The sequence below is a fragment of the Pseudomonas sp. PLB05 genome (assembly GCF_021106615.1).
Taxonomy (GTDB): domain Bacteria; phylum Pseudomonadota; class Gammaproteobacteria; order Pseudomonadales; family Pseudomonadaceae; genus Chryseomonas; species Chryseomonas benzopyrenica.
This window is the reverse complement of record NZ_JAJOHO010000004.1, coordinates 228,906-242,588: the sequence shown is the minus strand read 5'-3', so window position 1 is coordinate 242,588 and position 13,683 is coordinate 228,906. Positions and strand designations below refer to the sequence as shown.

The following is a 13,683-nucleotide window of genomic DNA, read 5'->3' as shown; positions in this document are numbered from 1 at the left end:
ACCGGTGGCGCCACCGCATGACTGGCGCTCATACCTCAGAGTTCCCGCGATGGGGTAGAATGTTGCCCCTCACGAGCCCGACCGGGCTCGCTCTTCGCCATGCCTCAGGGGACCCTGCCGCCATGTTCAGCCGTGAAACCACCCTCGCCCGCTTCGACGCCGACCTGTATGCCGCCATGCAGCAGGAAGCCCAGCGTCAGGAAGATCACATCGAGCTGATCGCTTCGGAAAACTACACCAGCCCGGCGGTCATGGAAGCCCAGGGTAGCGTGCTGACCAACAAGTACGCCGAAGGCTATCCCCACAAGCGCTACTATGGCGGTTGCGAATACGTCGACGTGGTCGAGCAACTGGCCATCGACCGCGCCAAGCAGCTGTTCGGCGCCGACTACGCCAACGTCCAGCCGCACTCCGGTTCCCAGGCCAACTCGGCCGTGTACCTGGCGCTGATCGAAGCCGGTGACACCATCCTCGGCATGAGCCTGGCTCACGGCGGCCACCTGACCCACGGCGCCACGGTGTCCTCGTCCGGCAAGCTGTACAACGCCGTCCAGTACGGCATCGACGAGCAAGGCCTGATCGACTACGCCGAGGTCGAGCGCCTGGCCCAGGAGCACCAGCCCAAGGTCATCGTCGCCGGTTACTCCGCCTACTCCCAGGTGCTGGATTTCGCCCGCTTCCGCGCCATCGCCGATGCCGTGGGTGCCTACCTGTTCGTCGACATGGCCCACTTCGCCGGCCTGGTCGCCGCCGGTGTCTACCCCAACCCGGTGCCCTTCGCCGACGTGGTCACCAGCACCACCCACAAGACCCTGCGCGGCCCGCGCGGCGGCCTGATCCTGGCCAAGGCCAACGAAGCCATCGAGAAGAAGCTCAACTCGGCGGTCTTCCCCGGCGCCCAGGGCGGTCCGCTGATGCACGTCATCGCCGGCAAGGCGGTGTGCTTCAAGGAAGCCCTGCAGCCCGAGTTCAAGACCTATCAGCAGCAGGTGATCAAGAACGCCCAGGCCATGGCCAGCGTGTTCATCGAGCGCGGCTTCGACGTGGTCTCCGGTGGCACCGACAACCACCTGTTCCTGCTCAGCCTGATCAAGCAGGAAATCACCGGCAAGGACGCGGACGCCGCCCTGGGTCGCGCCTTCATCACCGTGAACAAGAACTCGGTACCGAACGATCCGCGCTCGCCCTTCGTCACCTCCGGTCTGCGCATCGGCACCCCGGCCGTCACCACCCGTGGCTTCCAGGAAGCCGAGTGTCGCGAGCTGGCCGGCTGGATCTGCGACATCCTCGGCAACATGGGCGACGAGTCGGTGATCGATGCCGTGCGCGAGAAGGTCAAGGCCGTCTGCGCCCGCCTGCCGGTGTACGGCAAGTAAGAGGCACGTTTCCCCCTCTCCCCCCAGGGAGAGGGCCGGGGTGAGGGAAACCCCAAAAAACGAGCCCCGACCAATTGGCCGGGGCTCGTTGCATTTCCAGCAGGGTCGTCAAGGCAGCCAAGCCAGGTCTTGTCGCCGGCCGGAAGACCCCGGAAACGAAAAAACCCCGGCCAGTGCCGGGGTTTTTTCGTTGTCAGGCGGCAATCAGGCGCTTACAGGACCTGCAGATCGCCCAAGCCATCCAGGTAGCGCTCGGCGTCCAGAGCGGCCATGCAACCGGCACCGGCCGAGGTGATCGCCTGGCGGTAGGTGTGGTCGGCCACGTCACCGGCGGCGAACACGCCCGGGACGTTGGTGGCGGTGGCATTGGCCTCGCGACCGCCCTTCACCACCAGGTAGCCGTCGTGGCTGTCCAGCTGGCCTTCGAACAGCGCGGTGTTGGGCGTGTGGCCGATGGCGACGAACAGACCGGCCACCTGCAACTCCTCGGTGCTGCCGTCGTTGTTCTTCAAACGCACCCCAGTGACGCCCATGTTGTCACCCAGCACCTCGTCGACGCTGGCATTGAGCTTGAGCACCATCTTGCCTTCGGCGACCCGGGCGCGCAGCTTGTCCTGCAGGATCTTCTCGGCGCGGAAGGTCTCGCGGCGGTGGATCAGGGTCACCTTGCTGGCGATGTTGGCCAGATACAGAGCTTCCTCGACCGCGGTATTGCCGCCGCCGACCACCGCCACCTCACGGTTGCGATAGAAGAAACCGTCGCAGGTGGCACAGGCGGACACGCCCTTGCCCATGAAGGCTTCTTCGCTGGCCAGACCCAGGTAGCGGGCGCTGGCACCGGTGGCGATGATCAGGGCGTCGCAGGTGTAGGTGGCGCTGTCACCCTTGAGGGTATAGGGCTTGCCACCGAAGTCCACGGCGTTGATGTGATCGAAGACGATCTCGGTCTCGAAGCGCTCGGCGTGCTCGCGCATCCGCTCCATCAGTGCCGGACCGGTCAGGTCATGGGGATCGCCAGGCCAGTTGTCGACCTCGGTGGTGGTGGTCAGCTGGCCACCCATCTGCATGCCGGTGATCAGCAGCGGCTTGAGGTTGGCCCGGGCGGCATAGACCGCGGCCGTGTAACCGGCCGGACCGGAACCGAGGATGATAAGGCGCGAATGGCGCGTGGTGCTGGCTTCAGACATGACATTCTCCCTGCCGGGGTCTCCGGCAGACCTAAGAGTAAAGTGGCCCGCGCGCCGCTGGGGCGCACCGGCCGGTGTGCGTGCGGAGCCGTTCCGCGAGCGCCCATCGCTCCTGGCGAGGGCGCGACCGGTGTCGACGGGCGGACACCGGGTCCAAGGATGGGCTCAGCCTAACGGGCATGGCCCTTCCATAGAAGCGAGCATTCTAAATCCAGACCATAGGGTGCGCCTATGTCGACCGCTTCGCCAATGGCGCCCTGAGGTAAGCTGTGCCTTCCCGCCACCTGTCAGGAATGTTCATGGCTGTCGCTCCCCTGTCCGGCTCCGCCTACTTCGCCGAAGGCCTGCGCCTGGTGACCCGCCCCGGCATGCGCCGCTTCGTGGTCATCCCGCTCACCATCAACCTGCTGCTCTACGCCGCCATCCTCACCTTCGCCGTGCGCGGCTTCGAGGGCTGGCTGGAGCAACTGATGCCAAGCCTGCCGGCCTGGGCGGGCTTCGTCGAATGGCTGCTCTGGCCGCTGTTCGTGCTCCTGCTGTTGGCGATCATCTTCTTCACCTTCACGCTGCTGGCCAACCTGGTGGCGGCGCCCTTCAACGGCTTTCTCGCGGAAAAGGTCGAGGTATTGGTGCGCGGGCAGGACGACTTCCCACCCTTCAATCTCACCGAGCTGGTCACCATGGTGCCGCGCACCCTGCAGCGTGAACTGCGCAAGCTGGGCTACTACCTGCCACGCGCCCTGGGCCTGCTGGTGCTGACCTTCATCCCCGGTCTCAACCTGATCGCCGCGCCGCTGTGGATCCTGTTCGGCGTCTGGATGATGGCGGTGCAGTACATCGACTTTCCCGCCGACAACCACAAGCTGGATTTCCGCAGCATGCTCGCCTGGCTGCGCACCCGCCGCCTGCGCTGCCTGGGCTTTGGTGGCGTGACCTACCTAGCGCTGCTGGTGCCCGGCCTGAACGCCCTGTTCATGCCGGCCGCCGTGGCCGGGGCGACGCTGTTCTGGGTACGTGAGGAAGGCAACAAGGCGCTGGTGGTGCGCTCCTGAGCCCTGCTTGCCGGACGTCCCAACACACCCTATCCCGACAGCGACTCCCGATTGTTGGGCTTCGGCGATAAAGCCGCCTCAACCCAACCTACGGCTATCTTCCGCGTAGGTTGGGTTGAGCGCAGCGAAGCCCAACAACTCCGGACCATCACGCCGGATACCATGGTTTCCAGCTGTTGGGCTTCGGCGATAAGGCCGCCTCAACCCAACCTACGGCGCGCTCCGCCCACACCGCCAAACTGGCCCCCTCTCCCCCTGGGAGAGGGTTGGGGTGAGGGCGCTCCCCGCACGGACTCCACAAACGACGACGCCCGCGCCGGCAAGGCCGGACACGGGCGTCGTGGAAAGCTGTCGCCAGGCTTAGTGCTGGTGACCGCCTTCGCCATGGATATGACCATGGGCGATTTCTTCGTCGCTGGCGGCACGCACGTTGACCACCTTCACATCGAAGTTCAGGCGCTGGCCGGCCAGGGGATGGTTGCCGTCGACGGTGACCTGGTCGCCGTCGATGTCACGCACGGTGACGATCTGCATGGCGCCGTCCGGGCCGGACGCGTGGAACTGCATGCCCACTTCCAGCTCGTCCACGCCTTCGAACATTTCCTTGCCCAGGGTGGCAACCAGTTCGGGCGTGTATTCGCCATAGGCGTCTTCCGGCTCGATGGCCACTTTCAGCTCGTCACCGGCCTGCTTGCCGGACAGAGCACGCTCCAGACCCGGAATGATGTTGCCTGCGCCTTGCAGGTACACCAGCGGAGCACCACCAGCGGAGCTGTCGATGACTTCGCCGGCGTCGTTGGTCAGGGTGTAGTCGATGGATACTGCCGTGTTCGCCGCGATCTGCATGGCCAGAACCTTCATGCTGGGAAAAATTTAGGATGACGCATCAGTCTACGCGTCCAACTTAGCAATTGCGAATGCGTTCGGTCAGTCCCCTGGCGCCCGGAGGCATCTGGAGGGCGCCCCTGCAACGGTGCGCGACCGCCCGTCACGCAATCGCCACGGCCGCTTCACGGGGCTGTCATCCCGGCTACCTAGGGTTTGCTGCATACCCACTGCCGGAGCCCTGCCATGCCGATTCCAGTGTCCGCACCGCCCGCGCTGCGCGCCGAACGCCTGTCGACTGCTGCAGATATCCGCGCCGCCCAGCGCCTGCGAGCCGCGGTCTTCGGCAGTACCTACGGCGTGCATTTCGCCGATAACCTCGACCAGGACCCCTACGACGCTCACTGCTTGCACCTGGGCGTGCGCGACCTGCGCAGCGGCGAGCTGATAGCCACCACCCGGCTGCTCGACGGCCGTCGGCGCGAGCGGCTGGGCAGTCTCTACAGCGAGAGCGAATTCCAGCTGGAGGGTCTGGACACGCTGCAGGGCCCGCTGCTGGAAATCGGCCGCACCTGCGTGGCGCCCGGGCATCGCACCGGCGCGGCCATCGCCCTGTTGTGGGCGGAACTGGCCGAGATCATGGCCTGCGGCGACTACCGCTACCTCATGGGCTGCGCCAGCGTGCCCATGGCCGACGGCGGCCTGCAGGCGGCCGCCCTGCTGCGCCAGGCGGCGCGGGACGAACGCATCCCAGCGATCCGCGCCACGCCGCGGCGGCCGCTGCCCTTCGTCGCCGTGCCGGACAACCTGGTGGTACAGCTGCCACCCCTGCTCAAGGCCTATCTGCGCCTGGGCGCCCAGGTCTGCGGCGCGCCCTGCTGGGATCCGGAATTCGGCGTGGCCGACGTCTTCATCCTGCTCAAGCGCGAAGACCTCTGCCCGCGCTATGCCCGCCACTTCAAGGCCGCGGTATGAGGCGACTGCGCCGCGCCCGGCGACTGCTGCCGGTCCTGGCCGCGCTGCTGCTCGGAGCACTGTTCGCCCTGACGGTGACGTTGGCGGTGGCGCTGAGTCGCCGGCCCTGCCTGATGCTGCGGCAACGGCTGACGCGGCGCTTCTTCCAGGTGCTGGCCCGGGCGCTGCGGTTGCGGCTGGAGGTCAGCGGCGAGGTGCCGCGCGGCACCCACCTCTGGCTGGCCAATCACGTGTCCTGGCTGGATATCGTCGCCCTTGGCAGCTTGCGGCCGCTGGGCTTCCTGTCCAAGGCGGAGGTGGCGGAGTGGCCCTTCGCCGGCTGGCTGACGCGCCAGGCCGGCACCCTGTTCATCCGCCGCGGGGCCGAGCGCGGCGATGCCCTGGGCGAGGCCCTGACCACGCGCCTGACCCAGGGCCTGTCACTGGCGCTCTTTCCCGAGGGCACCACCACCGACGGCAGCGGGCTGCGCACCTTTCACGGCCGGCTGCTGAGTCCGGCCATCGCGACCGATACCCCGCTGCAACCCGTAGCGCTGAGCTACTGGCGGCAGGGCGAGCGCGACCGGGCCGCGGCCTTCATCGGTGACGACGACCTGGTGAGCCATCTGCTGCGCCTGCTGGACAACGGCGGCACCACCCTGAGGATCGAACTGCTGCCGCCCATCCTGCCCCAGGGCCGGCCGCGCCAGGTGCTGGCGGGTGAATGCCAGGCGGCCATCGCCGCCCGCCTCGGGATTCAGCTGGAACCGCGCGCAGCCCGTTCGGCGGCGGCAAAGGCCTGCAGCTGCGGATAGAAGTCACGGAAATCCTCGACCAGGCCGTCATAGGCGGCGTCCAGTTCGGCGAAGGCACCGGTCAGCAGTTCCGGACGCGACAGCCGTCGCGCCATGCCCTCCACCACCCGTTCCAGCACGGCGAAGTCCGTGTAGCTGCCCAGCCAGTCCTGGCGCGCCATCAAGGGTGCGATGCGGGCCAGCCGCGGCGGCAGTTCCGGTTCGTCCAGCAGGGTCTGGTAGCAATCCGCGACGAAGCCCGGCAGTGGCTGCTCGGCGTAGTCGTGCCAGAGGCGTGCCAGGCAGTGATCGAAGAAGACATCCACCAGCAGCCCGGCCACTCGCCGCCGCGCTGCGGGCAGCCGCGTCTTGGCCCGGATCACCAGGGGGTGGTCGTCGGTATAGACGTCGATGCGCCGATGCAGACGGATGCCGGCGGCGATCCCGGTCGGCCAGGCGTCCGCCGAGCCCTTGACGAAATCGCCATAGAGGCTGCCAAGACGGTCTTCGCGGCTGGGGCCGCCCAGGTGCAGATGAGCGAGATAATTCATCCCTCCAGCATACTCCAGCCACAACCGGGCGGTTTTCCTGGACGACCCGCGGCTGCTAGGCTCGGGCCTCCTTCCATTCTCCGCTGGAGTCGTCATGCCCGCTCGCGCCGTGTTCCTCGACTATGCCTCTCTCGACCTGGGCGATCTGGACCCGGCGCCCTTGCGCGCGGTGTTCGACGAACTGGAGCTGCATCCGGCGAGCGCGCCGGACGAGGTCGCCGCGCGCCTGGCCGGCGCCCAGGTCGCCATCGTCAACAAGGTGGTGCTGGACGCCCAGACCCTGGCCGCCTGCCCGGGATTGAAACTGGTGCTGGTCAGCGCCACCGGTACCAACAACATCGACCTGGACGCCGCCCGCGCCCAGGGCGTGCGGGTCTGCAACTGCCAGGGCTATGGGACCGCCTCGGTCGCCCAGCACACCCTGACCCTGCTGCTGGCCCTGGCCACGCGGCTACCGGATTACCAGGCGGATATCCGCGCCGGGCGCTGGCAGACCGCCAGCCAGTTCTGTCTGCTCGATCACCCCATCGTCGAGCTGGAGGGCAAGACCCTTGGCCTGCTCGGCCTGGGCGAATTGGGCAGCGCGGTCAGGCGGCTGGCCGAAGCCTTCGGCATGCAGACCCTGGTGGGTCAGTTGCCCAGCCGTCCGGCGCGCCCAGGCAGCCTGCCGCTGGCCGAGCTGCTGCCCCAGGTGGATGCCCTGACCCTGCACTGTCCGCTCACCGACCTGACCCGCGGCATGCTGGGCGCCGCCGAGCTGGCGGCGATGAAGCCCACGGCCTTCCTGGTCAACACCGCACGCGGCGGCATCGTCGACGAACAGGCCCTGGCCGATTGCCTGAGACGCGGCCACCTGGCCGGCGCCGCCACCGATGTGCTCAGCGTGGAACCCCCGCGCGACGGCAATCCGCTGCTGGCCGGCGACATTCCGCGACTAATTGTCACCCCGCACAACGCCTGGGGCAGTCGCGAGGCGCGCCAGCGGATCATCGGCCAGCTCGCCGCCAATGCCGAAGGCCATTTCGCCGGCACACCGCAGCGAGTGGTCTGCTAAAGTTCGCGCTTTTTTCGCCAGGTAGCCCCATGGATCCGCGCAGCGAAGTCCTCCTCCGCCACCCCGAGCGCTTCGGCGGCCCCCTGCTGCTGGCAGGGCTACCGGCTGACGACCTGCTCGGCGCCCTGCCCGCGGCCAGTGGCTGGAGTTGGCACGCCGGCGAGGCCGAGCAACTGGCCCGGCGCTATCCGGGCCGCTCTCTTCTAGGCATCGAACCGCCACCGGGCGACTTCGCCGGCGCCGTGCTGTTCCTGCCCAAGTCCCGCGAGGCCACCGACTTCCTGCTCACCGCCCTGACTCGCTGCCTGCCGGCCGAGGGCAGCCTCTATCTGGTCGGTGAAAAGAAGGCCGGCATCGAACGCGCCGCGCGCCAGCTGGGTGCCTTCGGCAAGGCCAGCAAGCTCGACAGCGCCCGCCATTGCCAACTGTGGGTGGTGCAGGGACCGTACACCTCAGCCGATCCGCGCCCCGACGCCTGGCTGCAACGCCAGCGGCTGGAGCGGGCTGGGGTGAACCTGGACATTCTCAGTCTGCCGGGCGTCTTCAGCCATGGCCGGCTGGACGTGGGCACGGCGCTGCTGCTGGACCATTTCGACGGCCTGCCCGAGGGCGCGGTGCTGGACTTCGGTTGCGGCGCCGGCGTGGTCGGTGCCGCCCTGGCTCGCCGCTATCCCGCCAGTACCCTGCATCTGCTGGACGTGGACGCCTTCGCCGTGGCCAGCAGCCGTCAGACCCTGGCGGCCAACGGTCTCGCCGGAACGGTGATCGCCGGCGACGGCATCGCCGCGGCGCCCACGGGCCTGGCCGCCATCGTCAGCAATCCGCCCTTCCACAGCGGTGTGAAGACCGACTATCGCACCACCGAAACCCTGCTGGCCGAGGCGGTGCGTCATCTAAAGCCCGGCGGCGAATTGCGCCTGGTGGCCAACAGCTTCCTGCGCTATCCGCCACTGATCGAGGCCGCCTTCGGCAATTGCCGTACCCTGGCGGAACGCGACGGCTTCAAGGTCTACAGCGCCCGGCGACGGTAGCGACACCGGGCCCTGTAGGGTTTCGCTGCGCTCAGCCCAACCTACGGCTATACCTCGGCGCCAGAGCCGCCCCCCTCTCCCCCTGAGAGAGGGTTGGGGTGAGGGAAACCTCCTCTCCCAATCCAAAACCTCAACCCTTATTCGCCGCCTCATACAACGGCATCACCTTGGGAATCGCCGCCTGCAGCGCCTTGGTGCGGTTGGCGTCGGAGGGGTGGGTGCTGAGGAATTCCGCCGGCTGCTTGCCCTGGCTGGCCTGGGCCATCTTCTGCCAGAGGGTGATGGCGGCATTGGGGTTGTAGCCGGCGCGGGCCGAGAGCTCCAGGCCGATGAGGTCGGCTTCGTTCTCGTTGCCGCGGCTGAACGGCAGGGTCAGCGCCACCTGGGACACCTGGTCGGCCAGTTGCATGCCGCCCTGGCCAACGCCCAGCAGGGCCCCGCCGAGGTTCTCGCCCATCTGGATGGCATAGGCCCGCGACATCTGCTCGCGGCTGTGCTCGCGCAGGGCGTGGGCGATCTCGTGGCCCATCACCGCCGCCAGCTCGTCGTCGGTCAGCTTGAGCTGATCGATGAGGCCGCTGTAGACGAAGATCTTGCCGCCCGGGCCGCAATTGGCGTTCAGCTCGTCGCTCTGCACCAGGTTGACCTGCCAGTCCCAGTTCACCGCGTCCGGGCGGAAGGCCGCGGTCTGCGGGATCAGGCGCTTGGCGATGGCGGCGACGCGCTTGCCGTCGGCGCTGTCATTGGCCAGCTTGCCGGCGGACTTGGCTTCGCTGACCGTCTTGGCATAGGACTGGGCGTACATCTGGTTGACCTGCTGCTCGGACAGCATGCTGAACATGTACTGCTTGCGCTGCACCCCGACCGCGCCACCCGAGGTGGTGTTGACGGTCTGGCAGGCGACCAGTAGCAGGCTCAAGGACAGGCCCGCGAGGGGAAGAACACGGCGCATGGGAATCTCCAGGTATCGAGGCGAATACAGCATAGTAGAGGGGCGTCGCGCCCGGCAACGTTCGTGCGCAGGCGACCGGAGGCCTCAATGGATCGTCAGCGCCGCCGATAGCCACGGCATTGAATGCCCTCCGGAGTCCCCGATGAGTTCCAGATCCATCCGCACCTCCATCACCCTGCTGGCCGGCGCCTGCATCCTGGTGGTGGTGATCGCCCTGATCGCCTACACCCTGTTTGCTGCTCAGCGCACCCGCACCTTGGTCGACAGCCATACCGAAACCCTGGCCGCCGCTGCCGCCGAAGCCCGGCTGACGGCCGAGGCCGAAGCCGTGGGCAACCAGCTGCAACGCCAGCTGGACGTCCCCCTGCAACTGGCCAATCAACTGGCGCAACTCAATGTGGCCATGGGTAGCCCAGGCGAGCAGCAGGTCGACCTGGATCGCCAGGGCCTGACTCGCCTACTGGGCCAGACCCTCAAGCGCCAGCCCGGCCTGCTCAGCCTCTATACCGTCTGGGAACCCAATGCCATCGACGGCCAGGACGAGCGCCATCGCGGCGACGCCGCCGCCGGCTACGACGAGCAAGGCCGCTTCACCCCCTGGTGGCACAAGACCCTCGACGGCGACGTCACGGTGGAGCCGATTGGCGAGACCGTGGAAAGCCAGACCCGCCTGCCCTCGGGCGTACGCGAAGGCGAGTACTACCTCTGCCCACGGGAAACTCGCACCACCTGCGTGCTCGACCCCATGCCTGACACGGTCAACGAGCAGCAGGTGCTGATCGCTTCCTTCAATGTGCCCATCCTGGTCGGTGGCGCCTTCAAGGGCGTGGTCGGCGCCGACGTGCCGCTGGACTTCATCCAGCGCCAGCTGGTCAAGGCCAATGGCCGCCTCTATGGCGGCGTGGGGCGCATGGCCCTGGTCGCCGGGCGGGGCACCCTGGTCGCCTACACCGCCGACGCCAGCCAACTGGGCAAGCCGGCCGAACCGGTGCTGGGCGCGACGCTGGCCGGCCTCAAGGACCTCGGCGAAGGCGTCACCCGCCGTTTCGACGCCAAAAGCGAGCGCTACCAGGTCTATCTGCCGCTGCGCTTCACTGGCGACGACCGCCAGGTCTGGACGCTGATCGTCGAATTGCCCCGCGAAGCCGTGCTGGCCGATCTCTATAGCCTCAAGGACACCCTGGGCAGCCAACGCCACCAGGATGTGGTCGGCATGCTGCTGGTGGGCCTGGCGGTCGCCGGTGCCGGCCTGCTGGTGCTCTGGCTGATCAGCCTGCGCATCGCCCGGCCGCTGCGGCAGATGGTCGCCATGCTCGACGCCATCGGCCAGGGCGACGGCGACCTGACCCAGCGCCTCGCCACCGAGCGCCGCGACGAGGTCGGCGCCATGGCCGGCGGCTTCAACCGCTTCCTGGCCTCGCTGCAGGGCCTCATCGGCCAGTTGATCCGCTCGGTGGGCGAGGTGGCCACGGCGGCCGAGCACACCTCCCATATCGCCCAGCGCACCCGCGATGGCGTGGAGCGCCAGCTGCAGGAGATCGACCAGCTGGCCACCGCCATGCAGGAGATGACCGCCACCGCCCAGGACGTGGCCGGTAATGCCGGTCGCGCGGCACGCGCCGCCACCGAGGCGGACGGCGCGGTCAACGAAGGTCAGCGCCTGGTGCAGCAGAACGTCGCCAGCAGCGCCGCCCTCGCCGAGGAGATCGAGCGTGCGGTGGAGCAGGTGCGCCGGGTCGCCGAGGACAGCGAGAACATCGGCTCCATCCTCACCACCATCAATGGCATCGCCGAGCAGACCAACCTGCTGGCGCTCAACGCCGCCATCGAGGCGGCCCGCGCCGGCGAACAGGGCCGTGGCTTCGCCGTGGTGGCCGACGAGGTGCGCAACCTGGCGCAAAAGACCCAGGTCGCCACCGGCGAGATCCAGAGCATGATTCAGCGCCTGCAGCAGGGCACCCGCGAGGCGGTGACGGTGATGCAGGCCAGCGGCGCCCAGACCAGCACCCAGGTCGCCCAGACCGAGGCCACCCGGCGCGCTCTGGACACCATCCTGGCGGCGGTGAGCGAAATCACCAGCATGAATCTGCAGATCGCCAGCGCCGCCGAGGAGCAGAGCGCGGTGGCCGAGGACATCAATCGCAACGTGGTCAATATCGGCCAGAGCGCCCAGGCGGTCCACGGCGAAGCCGACAGCGCCTCGCGTGCCGGCCAGCAGCTGCGCGAGCTGGCCGAGCAGCAACGCCAGCTGGCGGGACGTTTCCGCGTCTAGCAAGGCTATTTGCGTGCCCCCGCCGCTCCCCTTGGGAGGGGGTTCGTCGGCAGCAATGCGCCGCTAAAAACCTAAAGGTAGCGCGGTGCACTGCCGATAACCTCGCGCCACCCAAGCACTGGAGTGTTGTCGATGTCTTTCCGCTCAGTCCGTACGACCATCACGCTGCTTTCGGGGAGCTGCATCCTGGCCGTGGTCATGGCGCTCGTCGGTTATGTGCTCTTTGCCGGCATGCGCACCCAAAGCCTGGTCGATACCCATACCGTCCAGCTTGCCGAGCGTGCTGCCCAGGCCCGGTTGGATGCCCAGGCCCAGGCGATTGCCGGCAGCTTGATGCAGAAGCTGGATCTGCCGCTCACGGTCGCCCGCGGTATCGCTCAACTCAATGCCCAGGCCGACAGCAGCGCCGAACGGCCCCTGCGGATCGACCGTGAAGGCCTCAACAACCTGCTCCAGCAGACCCTGCTCGACAATCCCGAACTGCTCGATGTCTATGCGGGCTGGGAGCCCAATGCCTTCGACGGCGCGGATGCCCAGTACGCCGGACGCAGCGAAGCCGGCTACGACGCCACGGGTCGCTTCATGCCCTGGTGGTATCGCACACCCGAGGGCGGCCTGAAGGTGGAACCCCTGGGGCCGACCATGGAAAGCCAGACGGTGCTGCCCACCGGGGTCCGCGAGGGTGAGTACTACCTTTGCCCGCGGCAGAGCCTCAAGCCCTGCATCGTCGATCCGGCACCCTACGAGATGAATGGACAGAAGATCCTGATGTCCTCCTTCAACGTGCCCATTCTGGTCAAGGGTGCCTTCAAGGGCGTGGTCGGCGCCGACCTGTCCCTGGCCTTTATCCAGGAGCAGCTCAAGCAGGCCAACGCTAATCTCTACGAGGGCGCGGGCAGCATGGCGCTGGTTGCCAACCGCGGCACCCTGGTGGCCTATACCCGGAATCCCAAGGCGCTCGGTCAGCCGGCCGCGCAGATACTCGGGGACGCGGCCCAGGGCCTGGCGCAACTCGGCGATGGGGTGACCCGCCGTTTCGATAGCCAACACGACCTCTATCAGGTGTATCTACCGCTGCGCCTGGGCAACAATGCCACCACCTGGACGTTGATCCTGCAGCTGCCCCGCGCGGCGGTGCTCAGCGATCTGCATCTCCTGCAACAGGCCCTCGGCGAGCAACGCCGTACTGATATGGCCGGCATGCTGCTGGTGGGCCTGCTGGTGGCTGGCGGCGGCCTGCTGCTGCTCTGGCTGGTCAGCCTGCGCATCGCCCGCCCGCTGCGGCAGATGGTGGCCATGCTCGACGACATCGCCAAGGGCGATGGGGACCTGACCCAGCGGCTGACGGTCAATCGCCGCGACGAACTCGGTGCCATCGCCAGCGGTTTCAATGCCTTCCTCGGTTCGCTGCAGCACCTCATCGGTCAGCTGGTACATTCGGTCAGCGACGTGAACACGGCCGCCACCCAGACCTCCAACATCGCCCAGCGTACCCGCGATGGCGTGCAGCGCCAGCTGCAGGAGATCGACCAAGTGGCCACCGCCATGCAGGAGATGACCGCCACCGCCCAGGATGTCGCCAGCAATGCCGGACGCGCCGCCCAGGCGGCCACCCAGGCCGATAGCGCCGTGAGC

11 protein-coding genes and 1 pseudogene are annotated in these 13,683 nt (G+C 67.7%); 8 read left to right on the top strand and 4 right to left on the bottom strand.

The features are described from left to right. Nucleotides 1-122: 122 nt before the first annotated feature. On the top strand, nt 123-1,376 hold the full coding sequence (gene glyA, locus LRS53_RS18975) for a serine hydroxymethyltransferase (RefSeq protein WP_231356947.1): 1,254 nt from the start codon (nt 123-125) through the stop codon (nt 1,374-1,376). A 212-nt stretch (nt 1,377-1,588) separates the two neighbouring features. Here the strand turns inward: glyA and trxB are convergent, their stop codons facing one another. After that, the gene (gene trxB, locus LRS53_RS18970) at nt 1,589-2,563 is read right to left on the bottom strand and encodes a thioredoxin-disulfide reductase (RefSeq protein WP_068382920.1); all 975 of its coding nucleotides are present in this window, start codon (nt 2,561-2,563) and stop codon (nt 1,589-1,591) included. Nucleotides 2,564-2,862: 299 nt separating this feature from the next. Between trxB and cysZ the strand changes: the two genes are divergently transcribed. Further along, complete coding sequence (gene cysZ / locus LRS53_RS18965; protein ID WP_068382918.1) at nt 2,863-3,615, top strand: sulfate transporter CysZ; 753 nt, start codon at nt 2,863-2,865, stop codon at nt 3,613-3,615. Between the two features lie 360 nt (nt 3,616-3,975). Here cysZ and LRS53_RS18960 read toward each other — a convergent pair whose 3' ends face one another. Next, nucleotides 3,976-4,461, bottom strand: a complete 486-nt coding sequence (locus tag LRS53_RS18960) for an FKBP-type peptidyl-prolyl cis-trans isomerase (protein ID WP_017639847.1) — start codon at nt 4,459-4,461, stop codon at nt 3,976-3,978. Between the two features lie 225 nt (nt 4,462-4,686). On the opposite strand from LRS53_RS18960, the gene LRS53_RS18955 reads away from it, so the two are divergent. Continuing rightward, the gene (locus LRS53_RS18955; protein WP_160924067.1) at nt 4,687-5,415 is read left to right on the top strand and encodes a GNAT family N-acetyltransferase; all 729 of its coding nucleotides are present in this window, start codon (nt 4,687-4,689) and stop codon (nt 5,413-5,415) included. Next, nucleotides 5,412-6,209, top strand: coding sequence for a lysophospholipid acyltransferase family protein (locus LRS53_RS18950; RefSeq protein WP_231356946.1), 798 nt, complete (start codon nt 5,412-5,414; stop codon nt 6,207-6,209). The genes LRS53_RS18955 and LRS53_RS18950 overlap by 4 nt, the downstream gene beginning before the upstream one ends. Here the strand turns inward: LRS53_RS18950 and LRS53_RS18945 are convergent. Next, complete coding sequence (locus tag LRS53_RS18945; RefSeq protein WP_231356945.1) at nt 6,152-6,739, bottom strand: acyl carrier protein phosphodiesterase; 588 nt, start codon at nt 6,737-6,739, stop codon at nt 6,152-6,154. The two genes, LRS53_RS18950 and LRS53_RS18945, sit on opposite strands and share 58 nt — an antisense overlap. A gap of 94 nt (nt 6,740-6,833) precedes the next feature. On the opposite strand from LRS53_RS18945, the gene LRS53_RS18940 reads away from it, so the two are divergent. Together LRS53_RS18940 and LRS53_RS18935 are read left to right on the top strand one after the other, a co-directional pair. Then, entirely contained in the window at nt 6,834-7,793 is a 960-nt protein-coding gene (locus LRS53_RS18940; RefSeq protein WP_231356944.1) for a 2-hydroxyacid dehydrogenase, read from the top strand. A 29-nt stretch (nt 7,794-7,822) separates the two neighbouring features. After that, nucleotides 7,823-8,824, top strand: a complete 1,002-nt coding sequence (locus LRS53_RS18935) for a class I SAM-dependent methyltransferase (RefSeq protein WP_231356943.1) — start codon at nt 7,823-7,825, stop codon at nt 8,822-8,824. Nucleotides 8,825-8,954: 130 nt separating this feature from the next. Here the strand turns inward: LRS53_RS18935 and LRS53_RS18930 are convergent, their stop codons facing one another. Further along, nucleotides 8,955-9,776, bottom strand: coding sequence for a M48 family metallopeptidase (locus tag LRS53_RS18930; protein ID WP_231356942.1), 822 nt, complete (start codon nt 9,774-9,776; stop codon nt 8,955-8,957). A gap of 142 nt (nt 9,777-9,918) precedes the next feature. On the opposite strand from LRS53_RS18930, the gene LRS53_RS18925 reads away from it, so the two are divergent. Then, nucleotides 9,919-12,048: a methyl-accepting chemotaxis protein gene (locus LRS53_RS18925; protein WP_231356941.1), complete on the top strand. Its 2,130-nt coding sequence runs from the start codon at nt 9,919-9,921 to the stop codon at nt 12,046-12,048. 132 nt (nt 12,049-12,180) lie between these two features. Continuing rightward, a pseudogene (locus LRS53_RS24035) lies at nt 12,181-13,449 on the top strand (HAMP domain-containing protein); the annotation flags it as partial. Nucleotides 13,450-13,683 lie beyond the last annotated feature (234 nt).